This window comes from Fodinicola feengrottensis, from assembly GCF_039530045.1.
GTDB lineage: Bacteria > Actinomycetota > Actinomycetes > Mycobacteriales > HKI-0501 > Fodinicola > Fodinicola feengrottensis.
Map to the genome: position 1 here is coordinate 155,083 of NZ_BAAANY010000032.1, position 19,291 is coordinate 174,373.

Annotated in this window: 23 protein-coding genes; 11 read left to right on the forward strand and 12 right to left on the reverse strand. The window is 67.8% G+C overall.

Annotation, left to right across the window (positions count from 1 at the left end; translation table 11 throughout):
* Positions 1 to 3: 3 nt before the first annotated feature.
* From ABD301_RS33765 to ABD301_RS33795, 7 genes are all read right to left on the reverse strand, one after another.
* On the reverse strand, positions 4 to 735 hold the full coding sequence (locus ABD301_RS33765; RefSeq protein WP_344314265.1) for an amidohydrolase family protein: 732 nt from the start codon (positions 733 to 735) through the stop codon (positions 4 to 6).
* Positions 732 to 1,859: a mandelate racemase/muconate lactonizing enzyme family protein gene (locus ABD301_RS33770; protein ID WP_344314266.1), complete on the reverse strand. Its 1,128-nt coding sequence runs from the start codon at positions 1,857 to 1,859 to the stop codon at positions 732 to 734. Before ABD301_RS33770 ends, ABD301_RS33765 begins: the two co-directional genes overlap by 4 nt.
* Positions 1,856 to 2,617, reverse strand: a complete 762-nt coding sequence (locus ABD301_RS33775) for an amidohydrolase family protein (protein ID WP_344314267.1) — start codon at positions 2,615 to 2,617, stop codon at positions 1,856 to 1,858. The genes ABD301_RS33770 and ABD301_RS33775 overlap by 4 nt, the downstream gene beginning before the upstream one ends.
* Positions 2,614 to 3,339, reverse strand: coding sequence for a creatininase family protein (locus tag ABD301_RS33780; protein ID WP_344314268.1), 726 nt, complete (start codon positions 3,337 to 3,339; stop codon positions 2,614 to 2,616). The genes ABD301_RS33775 and ABD301_RS33780 overlap by 4 nt, the downstream gene beginning before the upstream one ends.
* A complete protein-coding gene (locus ABD301_RS33785; RefSeq protein WP_163571872.1) occupies positions 3,336 to 4,316 on the reverse strand; it encodes a Gfo/Idh/MocA family oxidoreductase in 981 nt (326 codons plus the stop codon). Before ABD301_RS33785 ends, ABD301_RS33780 begins: the two co-directional genes overlap by 4 nt.
* Before the next feature lie 77 nt (positions 4,317 to 4,393).
* Entirely contained in the window at positions 4,394 to 5,197 is an 804-nt protein-coding gene (locus ABD301_RS33790) for an IclR family transcriptional regulator (protein WP_163571862.1), read from the reverse strand.
* Positions 5,198 to 5,437: 240 nt separating this feature from the next.
* Complete coding sequence (locus ABD301_RS33795) at positions 5,438 to 6,166, reverse strand: zf-HC2 domain-containing protein (RefSeq protein WP_344314269.1); 729 nt, start codon at positions 6,164 to 6,166, stop codon at positions 5,438 to 5,440.
* A gap of 160 nt (positions 6,167 to 6,326) precedes the next feature.
* Between ABD301_RS33795 and ABD301_RS33800 the strand changes: the two genes are divergently transcribed.
* The 5 genes from ABD301_RS33800 (at position 6,327) to ABD301_RS33820 (ending at position 10,624) form a co-directional block, all read left to right on the forward strand.
* Complete coding sequence (locus ABD301_RS33800) at positions 6,327 to 6,899, forward strand: sigma-70 family RNA polymerase sigma factor (protein ID WP_344314270.1); 573 nt, start codon at positions 6,327 to 6,329, stop codon at positions 6,897 to 6,899.
* A 183-nt stretch (positions 6,900 to 7,082) separates the two neighbouring features.
* Positions 7,083 to 7,265 carry a hypothetical protein gene (locus tag ABD301_RS33805; protein ID WP_163571860.1) on the forward strand — a complete coding sequence of 61 codons (183 nt, stop codon included), beginning with the start codon at positions 7,083 to 7,085 and terminating at the stop codon, positions 7,263 to 7,265.
* A gap of 118 nt (positions 7,266 to 7,383) precedes the next feature.
* Positions 7,384 to 8,679: an aspartate aminotransferase family protein gene (locus ABD301_RS33810; RefSeq protein ID WP_344314271.1), complete on the forward strand. Its 1,296-nt coding sequence runs from the start codon at positions 7,384 to 7,386 to the stop codon at positions 8,677 to 8,679.
* Complete coding sequence (locus tag ABD301_RS33815; RefSeq protein WP_344314272.1) at positions 8,676 to 10,172, forward strand: CoA-acylating methylmalonate-semialdehyde dehydrogenase; 1,497 nt, start codon at positions 8,676 to 8,678, stop codon at positions 10,170 to 10,172. Before ABD301_RS33810 ends, ABD301_RS33815 begins: the two co-directional genes overlap by 4 nt.
* Positions 10,172 to 10,624: a GNAT family N-acetyltransferase gene (locus ABD301_RS33820; RefSeq protein ID WP_163571858.1), complete on the forward strand. Its 453-nt coding sequence runs from the start codon at positions 10,172 to 10,174 to the stop codon at positions 10,622 to 10,624. Before ABD301_RS33815 ends, ABD301_RS33820 begins: the two co-directional genes overlap by 1 nt.
* 387 nt (positions 10,625 to 11,011) lie before the next feature.
* Here ABD301_RS33820 and ABD301_RS33825 read toward each other — a convergent pair whose 3' ends face one another.
* Genes ABD301_RS33825 through arfB form a run of 3 tightly spaced genes read right to left on the reverse strand, consistent with a single transcriptional unit; the run spans position 11,012 to position 13,118 of the window.
* Positions 11,012 to 11,743, reverse strand: a complete 732-nt coding sequence (locus ABD301_RS33825; protein ID WP_344314273.1) for a methyltransferase domain-containing protein — start codon at positions 11,741 to 11,743, stop codon at positions 11,012 to 11,014.
* Between the two features lie 7 nt (positions 11,744 to 11,750).
* Positions 11,751 to 12,662, reverse strand: a complete 912-nt coding sequence (gene lhpI / locus ABD301_RS33830) for a bifunctional Delta(1)-pyrroline-2-carboxylate/Delta(1)-piperideine-2-carboxylate reductase (protein ID WP_344314274.1) — start codon at positions 12,660 to 12,662, stop codon at positions 11,751 to 11,753.
* Positions 12,663 to 12,689: 27 nt separating this feature from the next.
* On the reverse strand, positions 12,690 to 13,118 hold the full coding sequence (gene arfB, locus ABD301_RS33835; RefSeq protein ID WP_344314275.1) for an alternative ribosome rescue aminoacyl-tRNA hydrolase ArfB: 429 nt from the start codon (positions 13,116 to 13,118) through the stop codon (positions 12,690 to 12,692).
* Positions 13,119 to 13,204: 86 nt separating this feature from the next.
* Between arfB and ABD301_RS33840 the strand changes: the two genes are divergently transcribed.
* From ABD301_RS33840 to ABD301_RS33855, 4 genes are all read left to right on the forward strand, one after another.
* A complete protein-coding gene (locus ABD301_RS33840; RefSeq protein WP_279582117.1) occupies positions 13,205 to 14,254 on the forward strand; it encodes a WD40/YVTN/BNR-like repeat-containing protein in 1,050 nt (349 codons plus the stop codon).
* 210 nt (positions 14,255 to 14,464) lie between these two features.
* Positions 14,465 to 14,620: a hypothetical protein gene (locus ABD301_RS33845; RefSeq protein WP_163571856.1), complete on the forward strand. Its 156-nt coding sequence runs from the start codon at positions 14,465 to 14,467 to the stop codon at positions 14,618 to 14,620.
* Between the two features lie 96 nt (positions 14,621 to 14,716).
* Positions 14,717 to 15,772: an SGNH/GDSL hydrolase family protein gene (locus tag ABD301_RS33850; protein WP_344314276.1), complete on the forward strand. Its 1,056-nt coding sequence runs from the start codon at positions 14,717 to 14,719 to the stop codon at positions 15,770 to 15,772.
* A gap of 60 nt (positions 15,773 to 15,832) precedes the next feature.
* Positions 15,833 to 16,048 carry a dodecin gene (locus ABD301_RS33855; protein ID WP_163571854.1) on the forward strand — a complete coding sequence of 72 codons (216 nt, stop codon included), beginning with the start codon at positions 15,833 to 15,835 and terminating at the stop codon, positions 16,046 to 16,048.
* 417 nt (positions 16,049 to 16,465) lie between these two features.
* Here ABD301_RS33855 and ABD301_RS33860 read toward each other — a convergent pair whose 3' ends face one another.
* A complete protein-coding gene (locus ABD301_RS33860) occupies positions 16,466 to 16,789 on the reverse strand; it encodes a thioredoxin domain-containing protein (RefSeq protein WP_163571853.1) in 324 nt (107 codons plus the stop codon).
* Positions 16,790 to 16,801: 12 nt separating this feature from the next.
* On the reverse strand, positions 16,802 to 17,200 hold the full coding sequence (locus ABD301_RS33865; protein ID WP_344314277.1) for a MerR family transcriptional regulator: 399 nt from the start codon (positions 17,198 to 17,200) through the stop codon (positions 16,802 to 16,804).
* A 258-nt stretch (positions 17,201 to 17,458) separates the two neighbouring features.
* Between ABD301_RS33865 and ABD301_RS33870 the strand changes: the two genes are divergently transcribed.
* Positions 17,459 to 17,953, forward strand: coding sequence for an RNA polymerase sigma factor (locus ABD301_RS33870; RefSeq protein ID WP_279582114.1), 495 nt, complete (start codon positions 17,459 to 17,461; stop codon positions 17,951 to 17,953).
* Positions 17,950 to 19,272: a sialidase family protein gene (locus ABD301_RS33875; protein ID WP_163571850.1), complete on the forward strand. Its 1,323-nt coding sequence runs from the start codon at positions 17,950 to 17,952 to the stop codon at positions 19,270 to 19,272. The genes ABD301_RS33870 and ABD301_RS33875 overlap by 4 nt, the downstream gene beginning before the upstream one ends.
* The last annotated feature ends 19 nt before the right edge of the window (positions 19,273 to 19,291 follow it).

Genomic DNA, 19,291 nt, shown 5'->3' on the forward strand with positions numbered 1-19,291 from the left:
TGGCTAAAGGGAAAGCAAGCGGGTGAGGTTAGCGCCGAAGACGGCCGCGCGGGCGGTTTCGTCAATGTTCCAGTCGCGGATGCGTTTTACTTCGGCTTCGGCGACGGTGTAGGGGAGATCGGTCGAGAACACCACCCGGTCGGTGCCGATCGCGGGATCGGCGGCGAAGCCGGTGAGGACGGTGTCCCAGGGCGCGTAGGACGTGTCCGCGAACAGGTTCGGCGCGTGCCGCAGCGCCGGGACCGCGTCGATCCAGAAATCGGTGGCGCCGCTGCGGCCCATCAGAAAACGCTGCTCCGGATGGCGGCGAGCCAGCGTCGCGAGCGGCAACGGCAACGCGGTGGGCGGGGTGCCGGTACGAACATAGACCAGCCAGTCCTGCTCAGCCGCGAACGCCAGCAACGGTTCGATCAGGCCGTCAAGCAGGTCAAACCCCTGCAGCACCGGATCGACGGCGAGCGCGACCGCGCCGGCGTCGGCCGCGACCCGCACCACCTCCACCGCATCCTCTCGCCACGGATTCGCTACCGCATAAGGCAAAAGTCGACCGCTGGACTCCCGCGCCGCCGCCGCGGTGACCGCGTTTCCGGACACATTGTCGTATGCGATCTCCCGCTCCGAAGGAGCCACCAGCGCTCGATCGATGCCGACAGAGTCCATTGTGGACAGCAGTTCGGCGACGGACAGGGCGGCTTCTCGGCTCGCGCCGATCCGTACGTGCGCGTCGATGATCACCGCTGTTCCTTCCGATCGAAAAGCGCGAGAACCTCGTCCGCGAGCCGGACGCCGAGGCCAGCCGCGTCCGGCAGGCGTATGAAAGCTCCGTCGCTGTCCAACGGTTCGGCCAGAATGTCCTCGGCGTAGTAATGCGCGCCGATGATGTCGGACGGGAATTCGGTTGTCAGCTCTGGCAACGCGCAAGCCACCTGCAGCTGGGCCGCGGCTCCGACTCCCAGCTCACCGTTGGATCCCAGCAACGAGCCCAAACCGAAGGCCGCGGCCGTACGACCAAGCTGCACCGCCCGGCCTGGGCCGCCGGATTTTCCGATGTAGACACTGATTACGTCAGCGGCTTTCGCTCGGATGACCCGGACCAGGTCGTCCATGCCGAACACCGACTCGTCCGCTATCACCGGGAAGCCTTCAGAACGTAACTCCGCCATCCCCTCCAGATCGCCGGGTTGCGTTGGCTGCTCAATGAAAGCCGGACCATACGGCGCGAGCAGCCGGATCGCCCGCCGAGCCTGCGCGCGACTCCACCCGCCGTTGGCGTCCACTCCCAGAAAACCGCGCTCCCCCACCAATTTCCGGGCCAACGCCATCCGGGCCACATCACCCTCGACGCCCAAGCCGACCTTGACTTTGAAGGCCCGGAACCCAGCGGCCGACGCGGACTCGTAGACTTTCGTGAGGTGAGCGTCGTCGCCGGAAAGCGACAGCTTGATCGGGATTTCGGTGCGGTACGGGCCACCCAGCGCCTGCGCCAACGGCACGTCCAACAGTCGCGCGTACACGTCCCAGAGTGCGGTCCCCACCCCCGCCTTGGTGAACGGATTACCAGCCAGCAGCCTGTCCATTGTGGACTCCGTGGCGCCGACCGGTGCCAGTGGTTTGCCTATCAGCGCCGGCGCGAGCACCGTTTGGATGAGGTGGTCCGCGGTCGTACCGTCCTCGCCACTCCACAACGGCGTCGCACTGACCTCGCCGTAGCCAGTCAGCCCGTTGCTGGCGGTCACCCGTACGAGCAGAAAGTCGGACTGGTCGTGAGCCCCTTTCGCGCCCTGGACAACCAGATCCGGATGGGCCCGCATCCGTACGTGCGCGGTGTCGATCGCGCTCACCAGCACCGGGCCTTTCATTGCCGCAGACCCAACAACCGGGCCGGATTGTCGATCAGCATCGCCTGCCGGGCCCGATCGCTGATCCGCCAGCCATCGATCTCGGCCACCCGCGCGACCGCATAATCCTGACTGGCCTTTTCGCTCAGCCCCGCGTCCGTACCGAACAGGATCCGGTCCAGCGGGCCGTTTTCCAGAATGTGGCGGGCCGCGTACGGCGGTGTGCCGCAAATGCACAAATACAGGTTCTCGGTTTCCTGTACGGCCGCAAGCGACTCTCGCCAGGTGTCATGCAGGCCGCCGTGGCCGAGCACCACCGGCAGGTTCGGATGCCGGCGGGCCAGCGCGGCGATCTGCAGGCCAGTCGAGTAGGGCGGAGTTCCGTCGTGGGACAACAAAATCCCACCGGCCGCCTGCACCACTTCACAAATCGGGTCCAGGCTCGGCTCATGCATGCTGAAGCCCTGCAACCACGGATGCAGCTTCAGCCCGCGCATGCCGAGCTTTCCAAAGCATCGCTCCAACTCCGCGACCGCGGTCGGCTGCCGCGGGCTGACCGTACAAAAGCCAAACATCCGATCTGGGTATTTGCCAACGAAATCAGCGACTTCGTCGTTGGCTTGCGGGGTGGGGTGGAAAAGGCCATCGTGGCTCAACACTACCGCGGCGGAGATCCCAGCGGAGTCCATGAAAGCGGCGAAGTCGTCGGCGCCGAAAGCGGCACCGGCCAGCCAGCTGGCGGTGTGCCACGCTGGCGTGTGGGTATGGAAGTCGATCACAGTTGCCTCGCACATTCGACCAGGCGGAGCGCCATCTCGGACACCAACAAATCCAGCCGCGCTTTACCATCCACGGCCGTCGCCTGAGCCGGATCGTCGGTGTAGCCGTCGATGTCGTCCCAGACCGCCGCGGAGTGGACCCCGGCGTTCGCGACTTTCGGCCCGGACGGGAGGTTTTCCCGCGGATGGCGATCTCGTACCAAATCCGGCCGTACGCCCAAAACCAAGGATGTCTCGAAAACACCGGCATGCCCGGGCGCGGTCGGCTCGGGTGGCAGCACGGACCAGTAGTCCAGGTGGGCGACCGCCACCGCATAGCGCGTCGAAATCGCCGAGCCGGCCGCGTGACAAACCCCCTGGTTGCCACCGTGGCCGTTGACGATCACCAGCCGGCGACCACCACCAGCCGCTACCGACCGGCCAATGTCCACCAGCACAGACAGAAGTGTCTCGACAGACAGCGAAAGCGTGCCGCCAAAAGGCAAATGATGGTCGGATGCTCCGTACGACAGTGTTGGTGCGATCACCAGCGCGCGCTCGGCCCGCGCGGCCGCGACCGGCACCGCACGGTCCACGATTTCAGTCGCCAGCAACGCATCCGTACCAGTGGCGAGGTGCGGGCCATGCTGTTCAGTGGCACCTATCGGTAGGACCACCAGCGCTTCCGGGAGCGCCGCTGACAACTCTCCTCGGGTGCACTCGCTCCAGCGCAGCACGCTCATGCCTCCCCCTCCGCACAGGCCCGCGCGACCTGTTCACTGGTCCGCAGCGCCGCCAACCCGTCGGCGAGGCTCGGTGACGGCCTACTTCCGTTGACCAGAGCCACAAATCTTTCCACCTGCCGGTCGAAGCACCGCTGCGTACGCTCGCCGGGAAACTCCACCACCCGGTCACCGTCCTCAGTGGACAGTCGCAGCGCGAACGTGTGACAGTCCAGGACCGCATAGCCGCGATCACCCAGAAGGCTCACCTCACACGGCGGTAGCCCGGCGGTCAGCCAACCGCATTCGACCACTGCGATGTGGCCAGTCGGATAGGTCAGTCGCGCGCCGGTCAGGTTGGGCACTTCAGCCCTGCGATCGGTCCGCATCGACCAGGCGTCGTCGATCCGCATGGGCTCGCCACCGAGCAAATATGCCAGCCAGTCGAAGAAATGTGAGCCCTCGTGCAGCACCGGCAACCCGTGCCGCAACGTGTTTCGTAGCCGTTCGGCATGCGCCGGATCGGCAGGGTCGAGCCGCTCGTCATAGATATGCGCGCGTACGACCAATCGCTCGCCCAGCACGCCGTCGGCGATCCACTCTCGCAACTGGACCATCGCCGGATCGTGCCGGTAAGTCAGCCCAACCTGCACGTGATCGCTGATATTCGGGGAAAGTTCGAGCAGCGGCGCGGCGGCCGCGACACTGGTCGCCACCGGTTTCTCGGCCAGCACGAACTTTCCCGCGGTGGCGACCCGTACGATCGCGCCGGTGGTCACCCACGGCGGCGTCGCCAGCACGACCGCGTCGATGTCGTCATCGGCCAGCACTTCGTCGATGTCCGGGTAGGCCGGCGCGAGGTCGCCAGCGAGCTTGCGACGCAACGGGTCAGGGTCGACCAGCGCGGCGACCCGTACGCCCGCCGCCCGTACGAGAGCCGGCAAATGCGCGGTCAGGCCAATGTCCCCCAGCCCCACCAACGCCACCCGTACGGCCATCACACTTCCAAATCCCGAAGACTCACCCGGCTATTCGAAGACTAATCGCCGCTGTCTTCTCCCACCACCCCCAACTTTCAGGCAGGTGAGTGACCGAGGTGGCGGGACAGCTCGGCGGCCTGGGCGCGGACAGCCTCGACGACGGCCGTGAGCCGGTCGCCGGTCACCTCGCGAGAGAAGCCGGTGACGCCGACCGAGCCGGCGACCAGGCCTTCCGCGTCGAAGAAGGGCGCGGCGACGCAGGCGATCTCGGCCGTCTCCTCCTCGTCCTCGACCGCGAAGCCCTGCGCTCGTACGACTTCCAGCTCGGTCCGCAGCGCCTTCGCGGTGGGCGGCGGCGCTTTCGGGCCGGTGCCGACGGCGAGCTGAGTAAGCAACGGGACGAGGTCCACATCCGGCAGATACGCCGCGATCGCGCGGCCGAGCGCGGTCAGATTGAAGGGCGCGACCTTGCCGGGATACGTGTCGAACTGAATGAAACCGGGCGGCGCGGCCTTCGCCACGTACACGACAGTGCGGCCGTTAAGGACCCCGACGTGCGCCGGCATGCCGAGCGTGTCGGCGAGCGCGCGCAGATGCGGCTGGGCGAGATCGGACAGGTCGATCTTGCGTACGAGCTGCGTCGCGAGTCCATAAAGACGCAGCGTGGGGCGCCAGAAGTGGCTGCGACCGACAATCCGGCGGCTCGCGTACCCACGCTCCTCCAGCGTGTAGACGATCGCCGCGCAGGTGGCCAGCGGGATCCGGGTCTGCTTGGCCAGCGAGGTCAAGGTGAGCGGCTCACTGGCGCTGACCAGGGTTTCCAGCACGGTCAGCGCGCGATCCACGGCCGGCGACGGAGGCCGCCGGTCTCGTCCGCCGGAAGCCTGCTCATCTGCCATCTCGCACCGACCTGTCTCTCGCCCTCGTGCCGCCAGCCCACCGTAGCGAGTCGGACCGCCCGTACCCGCGGATCGACGCCCGTCCAGGCGGGTGGATACTCGGCCTATCTTCACATAAGGGATCTCATCTTCAGCATTTCGTGGATGGTCGGGGGAGTCGTCGTACGCCCCGCTGCTTGCGTCCGGCGCACGCAAACGGGGCGTCGCGGACCTCCCGCCCGGGCCAGAGGCGACAGAGGGTCAGGCGGCGCGGCGGTGGGCGGCCGGCGAGTGGTGCTGGTCGGGCGGGTTGGTGGCGGCCCGGAGGGCGACCTGGTCGCCGGCGGTTGTGGACAGCGGCCCAGCCGCGACCGCGCGGCCGCTCGGGCCCAGCGACGGCCACCCGTACCTGCGCAAAAGCGCCGTAAAGAGCAAGCCCACGACGACCGGCACGTGGGTGGTCAGCCGCGCCCACCCGACCTCCCCGTCCAGCAGGTCGACGGCGACCGCGAAGGTGAGGACGGCGACGAAGCTGAGCAGTACGGGCAGTTGGGTGCTCGCCTGCGCCGGTCGCAGCGCGACCCAGACGAGCACGACCGCGAGAGCGATGTTGAAGGCGCCCGTTTCATGTGACATGTGCCCGCCGGTCATCACGGTGACGCTCGCCGCGACCGAGCCGGCCGGCGCCAACAGCTGGCTCGCGCCGACCGCGAACTGACCGGCCGCGATCAGCCCGAGCCCCCACCGCAACCGCCCTGGCCAGCGGCTCGGCCGGAGCAGCGGGACCCGCGAGAGCACGGTGGCGGTCACGTCCGGGGTAGCCACCGCCGGTTCCAGCCGGGTCATCCGGGTGATCGCCGCGGCCGACTCCCGCCACGCCATGCAGCTAACGCACCCGGTGACATGTTCTTCGACAGCGACTGGCGAGACGCCGGGGTCCTCGTCGTCCAGGAGGGCCGAGATCGCCTCCCGCGCCTGCTCGCAGTGCATGTCCACACCCTTGAAGTCGGTACGGCCGGCGGCAAAGTTCCCGACTGGCGGCGAGAGTTGGCAGGCCCGTGGCAACCGTCCGGAAACGGTCGCGCCGTAGGGTGAGCGCTGGTCACGCTCTGACGCCGATTCGACTGCCGGATGGAGGGCCAGTGTCCTAGTGGACGACCTGGAGATCACCCAGTACGCGCTGGCCGCCGGCCAGGGTGACCGGTTGGCTGCCGAGCGGTTCGTCGCGGCCACCCAGCGCCAGCTGCATCGGCTGCTGAGCTACTTGTCGTCGCCGGCCGACGCCGAGGACCTCGTACAAGAGACGTATTTGCGTGCTTTCTCGTCGCTGCCCAAGTTCGCGGCCCGCGCGCCGGCCCGGATCTGGCTCCTGACGATCGCCCGCCGGGTCGCCGCGGATCACCTCCGGCTGCGCAAGCGACGACCGCAGCAGAGCCAGCTCGACGACTGGGTCGACGCGGCCGACCGGGCCGGCGCGCACACCGCCGACCACCAGCACGAAGTCCTGCTTCGGCAGGTCATCGACGCCCTCCAGGACGACCGCCGAGACGCCTTCGTGCTGACTCAGGTCCTGGGCATGCCGTACGCGGAAGCCGCCGAGATCTGCGGCTGCCCGGTCGGCACCATCCGGTCCCGGGTGGCCCGCGCCCGCGAAGACCTGGTCCGCGCCATCGGCCTGGACACGACCGGCTCGTCGCACGACGCCACCGGCTCCGGGAACTAACGCGGCATCGCGTACGACATTGTCGGTGTGCTCATCGACAATGATGTCGAGGTTGGCAGCCAGCGAGTCGGCGACGTGGTGCTGATCTGCGGCCGTTGCCGCCCGGGGGATGGCGAGGCCTAGGCCCGGCAGATCCGCCAGCGCCTCTACGCGCGCCTCGGGCCGCAGGCGGTCACGGTCACTGTGTCCGGATGCGTACGCACCTGCCCCGCTGGTCAGGTCGCGGTCGTCCTCGCCGGCCGCGAAGGCTGCCGGGAGTGGGCCGTCGAGCCGGCCCGGCAGGAGCAGACCGAGCGGCTGATCGAAGGGCTCGTCTCGCTTTCGCGCGGTAAAGGCGATCGGCGCGGGTTGTCGGTGATCACCTGACAGTCTGTCTTGTCTCGGCAGCCGGAACCGACACTCTGTCTCTTGCCAGCGGGCGCCCTGCCGGCAAGGGTGGTGGGTGGGCGTGTGTGCCCTTCCCGGTGTGACGAGAGGACGGACCATGGCCGACGATCTGCTGGCTCGCCATCGCGCGGTGTTGCCGAGCTGGATGGCGCTCTACTACGAGCAGCCGATCGAGATCGCCAGCGGTGCCGGCGTACGGGTCAAGGACGGCGACGGCAACTCCTACCTGGACTTCTTCGCCGGCATCCTGACCAACATGCTCGGCTACGGCGTCCCGGAGATCAACGACGCGGTCGCGAAACAGCTGGCCAGCGGGGTCGTACACTCCTCGACGCTCTACCTGATCCGGCACCAGGTCGAGCTGGCCGAGCGGATCGCCGAGCTGTCCGGCATCCCGGACGCGAAGGTGTTCTTCACCTGCTCCGGCACCGAGGCCAACGAGGCCGCTCTGCTGCTGGCCACCCAGTTCCGCCGCAGCAACCAGGTTTTGGCTCTGCGCAACAGTTATCATGGCCGCTCGTACGCGGCGATGGGCATTACCGGCAACCGCGGGTGGTCCGCGTCCTCGCTGACGCCGGTGAACGTTTCGTACGTACACAACGGATACCGCTATCGCAGCCCCTTCGGTCAGCTGCCTGACGAGCAGTTCAACGCGGCCATCGCCGACGACCTGCGGGACATCATCGCGACCACCACGTCCGGCGACGTGGCCTGCATGATCGCCGAGCCGATCCAGGGTGTCGGTGGTTTCGCCACTCCGCCGGACGGCTTTTTCGGTGCGCTCGAAGAGGTTCTCGACGAGTACGAGATCCCATTTATTTCTGACGAGGTGCAGACTGGCTGGGGCCGTACCGGCGAGCATTTCTGGGGTTACCAGTCGCACGGCATCACCCCGGACATCCTGACTTTCGCCAAGGGGCTCGGAAACGGCCTCGCGATCGGTGGCGTGGTGGCTCGCGGCGACCTGATGGACTCGCTGTCCGCCAACTCGATCTCCACCTTCGGCGGCAACCCGGTGTCGACGGCCGCCGCGCTGGCCACCTTGGACTACGTACGCGACCACGATCTTCAGGCGAACGCACTGAAAATCGGCAACCAGCTGATGACCGGGCTGCGGCCGCTGGCCAGCGAAGACTCGATTGTTGGGGACGTACGCGGCAAGGGCCTCATGATCGGCGTGGAACTGGTGCGCCCCGGTGGGAAAACCCCAAATGCGGCCGCCGCTGGCGCGATACTGGAGGAAACCCGCCGCCGCGGCCTGCTGATCGGCAAGGGTGGCCTGCACGGAAACGTTCTGCGGATCGCGCCGCCCCTTACGCTGTCCGAGGAGGATGCCGACGAAGGCCTGGCCATCCTCACCGAGTCGATCGCCGCCGTGGAGGGAACCGAGTGAGCAGCAATATCACCCATTGGATCAACGGAAAACTCTGGGACGGCACGGCCGAGCGGACCGGCGATGTCTACAACCCGGCCACCGGCGAGGTCAGCCGGCAGGTCGACTTCGCGTCGGTGTCCGATGTGGACACCGCGGTCGCCGCCGCGAAAGCAGCCTTCGTCGAATGGGGCTCGACCTCGCTGGCCAAGCGGACGGAGGTGCTTTTCGCCTTCCGCGAGCTGCTGCACCGCAACCGCGACGAGATCGCCGCACTGATCACTTCCGAGCATGGCAAAGTGGCGTCCGATGCGGCCGGCGAGGTGCAGCGCGGCCTCGAGGTCGTGGAATTTGCCTGCGGGATCCCGCACCTGCTCAAGGGCGCGTTTTCGGAGAACGTCTCGCGTACGGTCGACTCGTACTCGATCCGGCAGCCGCTCGGCGTGGTCGCCGGCATCACTCCCTTCAATTTTCCCGCCATGGTCCCGATGTGGATGTTCCCGATCGCGATCGCCTGCGGTAACACGTTTGTGTTGAAGCCCAGCGAAAAAGACCCGTCCGCCGCGGTTCGGATTGGCCAGTTGCTGACTGCGGCCGGGCTGCCCGACGGCGTTTTCAACGTCGTCCACGGTGACAAAGTCGCGGTCGACCGGCTGCTGACCCATCCGGACGTACGAGCGGTGTCTTTTGTCGGTTCGACGCCGATCGCCCGCTATGTCTACGAAACCGGGACTGGCGCTGGCAAGCGCGTACAAGCGTTGGGTGGCGCGAAAAACCACATGGTGGTGCTGCCGGACGCCGACCTGGACCTGGCCGCGGACGCCGCGATCAACGCCGGTTTCGGCTCGGCCGGCGAGCGCTGCATGGCGATTTCCGTCGTGGTGGCGGTGGAACCGGTCGCCGACGAACTGGTGGACCGCATCCGTACCCGGATCGCCGACCTCACGGTGGGCGACGGAATGCGGCCGGACTCGCAAATGGGACCGCTGGTCACCAAACCCCACCTGGAAAAGGTGTCGTCCTATTTGGACGCTGGCACGGCCGCCGGCGCCAAACTGGTGGTGGACGGCCGCGGCCACCCGATCTCCGGCGACGAGGGCGGTTTCTGGCTCGGTCCCACACTTTTCGACCAGGTGACGCCGCAGATGAGCATCTACACCGACGAGATTTTCGGCCCGGTGCTGTCGATCGTACGCGCGCAGTCTTATGCTGAGGCGCTGGATTTGGTTAACAGCAACCAATACGGCAACGGAACCGCGATCTTCACCAACGACGGCGGCGCGGCCCGCCGCTTCCAGCACGAGGTGGAGGTCGGCATGGTCGGCATCAACGTGCCGATCCCCGTACCGATGGCATATTTCTCCTTCGGTGGCTGGAAAAACTCGCTGTTCGGCGACACGCACGTACATGGGGCTGAGGGCGTACATTTCTACACCCGCGGGAAAGTCGTCACGCAGCGCTGGCTCGATCCGTCACACGGCGGGATCAACCTCGGCTTCCCGACCAGTTCCTGATGACGCTGGACATTCGGCGGGCCCGCCGCGAGGACGTGCCCGCCATCGTCACGCTGCTGGCCGACGACGCCGTTTCGGTTGCCCGCGGCATCACCGCCGAAGTCGTCGACGGACATTTCGAGGCCTTCGACGCGCTCGACGCCGACCCGAACCAGTTGCTCTGGGTGCTCACCGAGAACGACGAGATCATCGGCACCCAGCAACTCACCTTCATCCCCGGGATTTCCCGCCACGGGGCTTGGCGCGCCCAGATCGAGGCGGTCCGGATCAGCTCCATGCGCCGCGGTGCCGGCCTCGGCGCCTTCTTCATCGAAGCCGCCGTCGAGGAGGCCCGCAAACGCGGCTGCGCGCTCGTCCAACTGACCAGCGACACCCGCCGCACCGACGCGCACCGCTTCTACGAACGCCTCGGCTTCACCAAGAGTCACGCTGGCTTCAAACTCGCGCTCTAGCTGCTTGCTCTTGTGACCAATCTCTACCCCGGGTGCGGCGCGAAATTGTCGTACGTGTCTGTTTTTCTTTCCCCCTCCCTTTGAACGGGCGGGGGGTGGGTCGAGAGGTAGACCTTAATTTTTAGTTGAACATTGGTCCTCAAACCCGCCCCCCACCCGTCACTGGGTGGGGGCAAATCTGCCGGAGGGGTACGACAGTTTCGCGCCGCACCCGGTGAGATGCCTGATGTGGTGGTGGTGATCTTGAGAAAGTTGACATACCCGGCGAGGCATTTGTCGGGGTGGGCCAACTGAACAAGGTCAACCAGCTAGCGTGACCGATGGTGACAGGTCGGACCACTTTCGTTGCTTAGCGTGAGATTGGCCGTTTGAGTGCCACACCCGGAGTCAGGGCCCCGGCAAAAGTCGGGTGTCGGCCTTGGTTCCGACGCCTTGGAACAGCAGGCCGGTCCAGGCCATCGGGACGAGTTTGACCGCGAGCCGGCGGCGCAGCAGGAAAAGCAGAAGGTCCAGGAGACGGGGGCGCAGACCGGTGAGGCGCATGGTGACGCCATGGCGGGCGCAGGTACGGATGAGGCGGCGGCGGTCGACGAAGAGCCGGTGGTCGTGGGTGCCGCGCGGTGGCGTGCCGGGACAGGGTGCGTTTTCCAGCAGGGTGATGCCAAGAACGCGAGCGAGAACGGTGTTCGCGGCAGTGTCCACGATCAGCACACCGCCGGGTTTGAGGATCCGGCAACATTCGGCGACTACCTGGTACGGATCGGGGACGTGTTCGAGGCATTCGCCGGCGACCACCACCTCGGCGCATTCGTCGGCCAGCGGCAGCTGGTTCATGTCGGCGCGGATCGCCCGGACGCCATGCGAACGCGCCACCTGCAGCGATCGCGGGGACAGGTCGACTCCAATGTGGACATAGCCCTTGCCGGCCGCGTACGGCTGCAGGAGACCGCCACCGCACGCGATGTCCACCAACACCGACGAGCCGTTGGCGGCCGGCCGGATTTGCTCGGCCCGACTGGCCGCCAGCCAGCCCAGGCCGGCGAATGGGCCGCGCGGGTCCCACCATCGGTCGGCGAGATCGTCGTAAACCGCGAGATTGTTGCGGACCAGCCGGGGCATGTTTTTCCTATTCCCGGGCGTAGACGAGCGCGGCCGCGGCCAGATCCGCGAGGCCGGTGCCGACTGTCTTGAACAGCGTGATGTCCTGCTCGCCGCGCCGGCCGTCGACCTCGCCCGTACACAGCTGCGCCAACGTTCCGCGGATATCACCGCGGCTGATAGCACCGTTCGCGAGCGCGGTGACCAACTCACCGGCCTCTTCGAGCGCGATCTCGGTGTCGACGAAGACCTGCGCGCGAGCGAGTGCCTCATCGTCGGTTTCGCGCATGCTGGGACGAAAACTGCCGATCAGGTCAACGTGCGTGCCGGGTCGCAGCCAGGCGCCACGTACGACCGGCCGCTCAGCGAGGGTGGCGCAGCTGACAATGTCGGCCCGTTCGAGCGCGGCCGGCAGGTCGGTCACCACCTCAGCGTCGAATCCGGCCAGCCGACCCACCAGCCGCTGGGCGTTTTCGGTCGTACGACTGAAAACCAGCACAGTCTCGATATCTCTGACAGCCGCGTAAGCCTCGGCGACGATCGCGCCGATGTGGCCAGCGCCAACGATCACCAGGGTGCGCGCGTCCGCGCGGGCCAGCTTGTCCGCGGCGAGTGCGGCGACCGCGGCCGTACGCCGGCGGGTCAGCTCGTTGCCGTCGATGACCGCGAGATGCTCGCCGGTCGCGGCGCTCGCCAGCAAATACGCGGCGGACACCGACGGACCGGTGTTTTGTGGGAAAATATTGACCCATTTGACCCCGACGAAGCCGGCGTCGCTCCAGGCCGGCATCAGCAGCAGGGTGGCGTCGGCGGATTCGTCGAGCCGGTGCTGATGCCGCTCGGGCACCGTCGCCGGCCGGGTGAACGCCTCCGCCAGCGCTGGTACGAGGGCACCGAAGGGCAGCCGGCTGGCGCACTCACGGGCATCGATGACCTGCAAGGCATTCCCCTTCGTCGATGGGCCTTTCTATTCGTCGATCGGCCGTCTCCGGTCACGTTTGATGCTGGCCCGGTGGGTCTTCTCAGCCAGCCGCCGCTCCTTCGCGCCGCGGCTGGGCTTGGTGGCCCGGCGTGGCGCTGGCGGCGGCGCTGCCCCCGACCGCAACAGCGCCGCCAACCGCTCCCGCGCCGCTTCCCGGTTCCGAAACTGCGAACGGAACTCCGACGCCGCGATAGTGATCACGCCATCGACCAGCCGGTGGTTCAACCGGGCCAGCATCCGCTCACGCAGGTGTTCGGGCACCGAGGGCGACCGGGCAAGGTCGAAAACCAGCTCGACCCGGCTGTCCGTGGTGTTGACTCCCTGCCCACCCGGGCCGGACGACCGGGAGAACCGCTCGGTCAGCTCCACCGCCGGGATCACCAGCCGCTGAGTGACCACCAGATCGTCCGCCATGCCTCAAGCATGCACAGGCTTGCGCGCGTACGCATCGCCGGTATTGGCCGTTCATCGCCGCGCGAGGGCCGGTAACGTCCGCCGGCATGAGACCTTTCCGCCTGCTGGTGGCCGCCGTGGCCGCCGCGTCCGTGCTCGCGCCGGCCCTGCCGGCCGCCGCCCAGACCGACCGGCTGCCGTCGTGGCAGCTGACGCCGACCGGGACCACCAACCAGTTCCGTGGCCTCGCCGCGCTCAGCCGTACGACGGCGTGGGTCGCCGGCGTCAAGGGAACGGTGCTCCGCACGACCGACGGTGGCCAACACTGGCTGAACGTCTCGCCTCCGGACGCGGCCGCGCTGGAGTTCCGGGACGTGGAGGCCTCGGACAGCCGGCACGCGACCGCGCTGGCGATCGGCGACGGCGATGCTTCCCGGATCTACTCCACGTCCGACGGCGGCGCCCATTGGACCCGTACTTTCACCAACGACGACCCCAAAGCCTTCTACGACTGCCTGACGTTTTTCGACACTCGACGCGGCCTCGCGTTGTCGGACCCGGTGGACGGGAAGTTCCGCATTCTCTCCACTGTGGACGGCGGACGGACCTGGAAGGTGCAGTCAACGGACGGGATGCCGGCCGCACAGACCGGCGAGTTCGCCTTCGCCGCGAGCGGCACGTGCCTGGTCAGCTCCGGCCCCTTCGACGCGTGGTTCGCGACCGGCGGCGGGACGGCGTCACGCGTCTTCCACTCCACCGACGGCGGCCGGCGCTGGCACGCGGTGGACACACCCATCCCGGTCGGCGCCACCGCCGGCATCTACTCGCTGGCGTTCCGTACGCCATGGCAAGGCATCGCCGTCGGCGGCGACTACAACACGCCAGCCAGCGCGCCGAACGCGGCCGCGGCGACGATCGACGGTGGGCGTACGTGGCACGGATTCACGGGACCAGGGGAATACCGGTCCGGCGCGGCGTGGGTGCCCTTCACACGGGCGACAGTGCTGGCCGTCGGCCCAACCGGCAGCGATGTCACCCGGGACGGCGGGCGCACCTGGCAACGCTTCGACACCGGCAGCTTCGACTCGGTCGAATGCGCGCCGGACGGCGGCTGCTGGGCCTCCGGCTCCGCCGGCCGCGCCGCCCGCCTCCGGTAAAGCCGTACCCCCACCGAAAAGTGCCGCCCCCGAATCGAGACTTCTCCGGGGTGCCGACAGTTTCGGGCCGTACTGTTTCGGGCCGTACACTGTGCCCGCTCGGCGCGTCACCACGAGAGTCACAGCTCCATCGACCACTCGCCCCACGCCCACCACCGGGCCGTCGAGGTCGTCCTCACCGAGGCGGGGCACGAACTCATCGAGCAGGTGGTGGACGACCTGCTGACCGACGAGCTACGGCTCATCTCCGGCCTTGCGGAAGGCGACCGCGACCAGCTCGCCGAGCTGCTGAAGGCACTGCTGGCGGCCGTCCACGAACGGGTCGACCCGGAGCCGAGCTCGCCGGTCGGCTATCAGAATCCCTGAGCGCAATCTGGCACCGATTCATCGTGGCTCTTGCCCAGAACGAGCAAGGTGGGACATATTCAGCCAGACCCATTGTCACGATCTGTCGAGGTGCCGATGACCGTACGTCGTATCGCCCGGATCTGTGCTGCTCTCGCCGCGTTCGTCCTGTGCGCGACTCTCGTCCCAGCCGCCAGCAACGCGGCTGCCAGCGCCCCCACCTACCAGCACTACGTGGCTCTGGGCGACTCGTACGCCGCCGGCCCGCTGATCCCGCTGCCGCGGCTCGATCCCCTGTTGTGCGTACGGTCCACGAACGACTACGCGGCCCTGCTCGCGTCCCACCTCGGGCTGTGGTCGTACACCGACAACACCTGCTCCGGTGCCGACACGAGCAACATGACGGGCTCGCAGTCGCTGGTGCTTGGCAGCCACGCGCCGCAGTTCGACGGCCTGACCGCGGCCACCGACCTGGTCAGCATCTCTATCGGCGGCAACGACTACAGCGTCTTCGGCTCGATCGTGGGCACCTGCCCCGGTCTTAAAGACAGCGACCCGACCGGCGCGCCCTGCAAGGCGCATTTCACCGTCAACGGCACCGACACCCTGCTCGCCGCGCTGGCCAACACCAAGACCAACATCACCACCGTCCTTAACGGCATTCACCAGCGATCACCGCACGCGAAGGTGCTGGTCGTCGGCTACCCGCGGTTGACACCGACCAGCGGTTACTGCGCCGATCTCCCGCTCGCCGACGGCGACTACGCGTGGGCGGACTCACTGGAGCGCGCGCTGAACGCGGCGGCTTCCAGCGCCGCCGCCGCGACCGGTTCGACCTTCGTCGACACGTACGGCCCGTCCCTCGGCCACGACGTCTGCGCCGGCGACGTGGCGTGGGTGAACGGCAAGGACCTGAACCTGCTGGCCGCCGCGCCCTACCACCCGTTCTACGCCGGGATGGCGGCAGAAGCCTCGCTCGCGTACAACGTCCTCGCCGGCCAACCGGCCAGTGCCGGCACCGCCCAGCAGGCCTTCGCCGCCGCGCAGGCGACGCAGCGGCTGCAGCCCAAGGCCGTCGACCCCAACACTGCGAAGCTGGCCAAGCTTCTCGGCCTCCACAACGGCGCCCCGCTGAGCCCGACCGCCCAGCAGGCCCTGTTCCCCACCCACTAACCGTCGCCAAGGCCGGCGTTCGACCTGCGGACGCCGGCCGCTGGCGGGACTATCAGCGGCATGACAGATCACACGTACCGAGTCACCGAAATCGTCGGATCGTCCACCGAGAGCATTGACGCGGCCGTACGCGGCGCCATCAGCCGCGCCGGGCAGACGCTGCGCGGCCTCGACTGGTTCGAGGTCACCGAGATCCGCGGGCACATCACCGACGGCCAGGTCGAACATTTCCAGGTCGGGCTGAAGGTCGGCTTCCGGCTCGAGGACACCCCATAACCGGCGTCAACCACTGCTTCGAAACACCCAGTGCGGCGCGAAATTGTCGTAGGTGTCTGTTTTTCTTTCCCCCTCCCTTTGAACGGGCGGGGGGTGGGTTGAGAGGTGGACCTTAATTTTTAGTTGAACATTGGTCCTCGAACCCGCCCCCCACCCGTCACTGGGTGGGGGTGATTTTTGGGGGTGGGTACGACAGTTTCGCGCCGCACCGGCACTCGATGCCAACCCAGCCACACACTTCCGCGCCACTGCCACTGCACGTAACCGCTGACGCTGCTCGCTGCCGCTAACCCAACCTCGCCCGCGCGGCGGCCGAAGGCCGCCCAGGTTTGTGGCGGTGGGGTGCCCGCCCTTTGGGCGCCCCGGCGACACGAACCGGACGCGCCGCCGCAGGAACTGCGGCCATCGGCTCTGCCATCAACTGAGAGCGGTCTCGAGCTCGGTTGTCAGTCGAGACAGCGACCGGGCTCCGACCACCGAAAACACGACCTCGCCGTCGCGGTAGACGGACAGCGTCGGGTTGGCCAACACGCCGGCCTCGCGGGTGATGCCCGGATTGGTGTCGGTGTCGACCTTCGCGACCTTCAGTCGGCCCTCGTACGCCTGCGCGACCGAATCCAGCACCGGCACCATTCGCCGGCAGGGCGGGCACCAGGTGGCCCAGAACTCCACCAGGACGGGGATCGAGCTACGCCGGACCTCCGCGTCGAAAGTGTCGTCGGTTACGTTCACAACGCTCACCGCAACTGCTCCTCAGCTTGTCAGGGATGCCTCGCACGCGGGCGCGCCGCACTGGACCTGGGCGGCCGCGGCCAACCGGGCGGCGAGATCGGCACGGGTGCGCTGCAGCCGGTCGATGCCGTCGTCCAGGTCTGCGAGCTTGCGCACATACGCCTCCTGTGATGCGGCGCACACGTCAGCGGACGCGTACCCGGCCCGCAGGCAGTCCACGAAAGGACGGGTCTCCTCCAGCGCGAACCCGTTCTCCACCAGCGTCCGGATCTGCCGTACGGCCCGCAGGTCCGTCTCGTCGTAGCGGCGGTAGCCGTTCGACGACCGCTGGCTGGCCAGCAGTCCCTGTTGGTCGTAATAGCGCAGCATGCGCGTACTCACCCCGGCCAGCGCGGCCAGCTCACCGATCAGCACCGGCACCCTCCCACGAGACGAACACGGATCCTCGACCCGCGCCCCGACGCTAAACTCTGACAAGCACGTCAACGCTAGACCGCGTGCTCGGGCGTCGCTATGAGGACGACCAATCCGGGACGTACCCCGCAGCCGGCGATCAACCGGTCAACTGCTACAAGTGATTCCGGTGAACCCTCACCCAACCATCGGCCCTGGTGCGGCGTCTGAGTAGCTGTGACAACCGTGACCGCCACCATGGACCTACCGCTAGGAGGGCACTTGGTGCGCGCGGACGAGACTGCCGTGCGCGAGCTCTACGAGGCGGAATACGGCCGGTTGGCAGGGTGGTCCAACAAGCTGGTGAACGACACGGAGCTGGCGCACGACATCACCACCGAGTGTTTCGTACGCCTGATGGCTCGTTGGACGAAGGTGACCCAGCCGCGGCCGTGGCTCTACATGACCGCGACCAACCTGATCCGCGACCACTGGCGCCGGCAGCAGCGTGAGCGCAAGGCGCTGGTACGGCTGGCCGAGGCGCCGCAGAACGTGCCAGCGCCGGACCCGACCCTGCGTGACCTGGTCGAGAAACTGCCGGACCGGATGAAGACGGTGGTGCTGTTGCACTACTACGCGGACCTACCCGTACATGAGATCGCCACCGTCCTGGGCAAGGCCGACGGCACGGTGAAGAGGGCGCTCTTCGACGCCAGGCAGAAGCTTTCCGAAGCGCTGAAGGCCGACGAGACGCCGCACAGCCAGGAGCACAGCCGATGACAGACCCGTTGGATCGCATCTTCGCCCAGCCGGAGCCGCTAGCCCCGCCGCAGGGCCATTTCGGCGCGATCGCCGCCCGGGCCAAGCGCCGCAAGATGCGCCGGGCCGGCGTGGTGTCCGCGGTGTTGGTGCTGGTGGTCGGCGTCGGTACGGCCGGCGGCGCGGTGCTGCACCAGCGCGGCGAACAGCCGCCGACAATCGCCGCGGACGGGTCGCAGTCACCTCCGCCGCAGGTCTACAAGGATGCCCCGGATGCCGCCTCGTCCAACCCGACGCCGGCGAACCCGGCGAGCGGGATCCCCAAAGGCGCCCTCCCACTACCTACACACTTCCAACCGTTCTCAGTGAGTACGATCGTGGCGACCACGTATGTGATGGGCAACAGCACCGGCTGCGGTCGGTCGAAATGCACATCCGTGGTACGCAGCACCGACAACCGGCAGAGCTGGCGGACGCTGCCGGGACCCAAAGCAGCCACTCCCGGCCAGTTCGACACTGCCGAGACCAGCCCGGTCGACGACGTAAGGGAAGTGCGGTTCGCCACCCAGATGCACGGCTGGGCGTACGGCGGCGGGCTTTACTCCACGCACGACGGCGGCGCCAGCTGGCACCAGCAGTCGGTGGGCGGCACCGTCCTGGACCTGGCGATCAAGAACAGCACCGCGTACGCGCTCGTCGGCCAGTGCGGCGGCACGTCCTGCGACACGGTCACGCTGATGTCCACCGACATCCACTCGGACGGCTGGAAGGCGGTCAGCGGGGTCAAGCCCGGCGCCGGCAGCGGCCAACTGTCCTTCGGGCAGGGCGGGGTCGCGATCATCGGCAGCCAGGTCTACGTGTTCCAAGACGCGCGGTGGCGGGCCGCCGCCGCGGCGCCCTGCTCGGTGCGGCCGCGGTCAGTGACCGCCAGCGCCGGCAGCGGCCGGATCTTCGCGCTCTGCCCCGCTGGGGACTCCGGCGCCGGCTCCTCGTCCTTCACCACCGTCTACTCCGACGACCAGGGGCAGAGTTGGCACGGCAGCGGCACCCCCGTAAGACTGTCCAACGCGGCGCAGACCACCTTCACCGCGGCGAGTTCGCGGACGGTCCTCATCGGGGACTCCGACTCCTCGATCGGCACTCCCAACCTGCAGGTCAGCCGGGATGCCGGCAACACCTTTGCGACAGTGTCGTCGCTACCCAAGAAGACCGGCGGCTGGCGGTACGTCGGTGCGACCAGCGCGTCCAGCCTGGTGGCGCTGCCGGCGACCCCGGACGGCAGCCTCTACGTGAGCGTTGACACCGCTTCGGACTGGGATTCGCTGCCGCTGTCCGGCTGAGGTTTGTCGACCCCTTCGC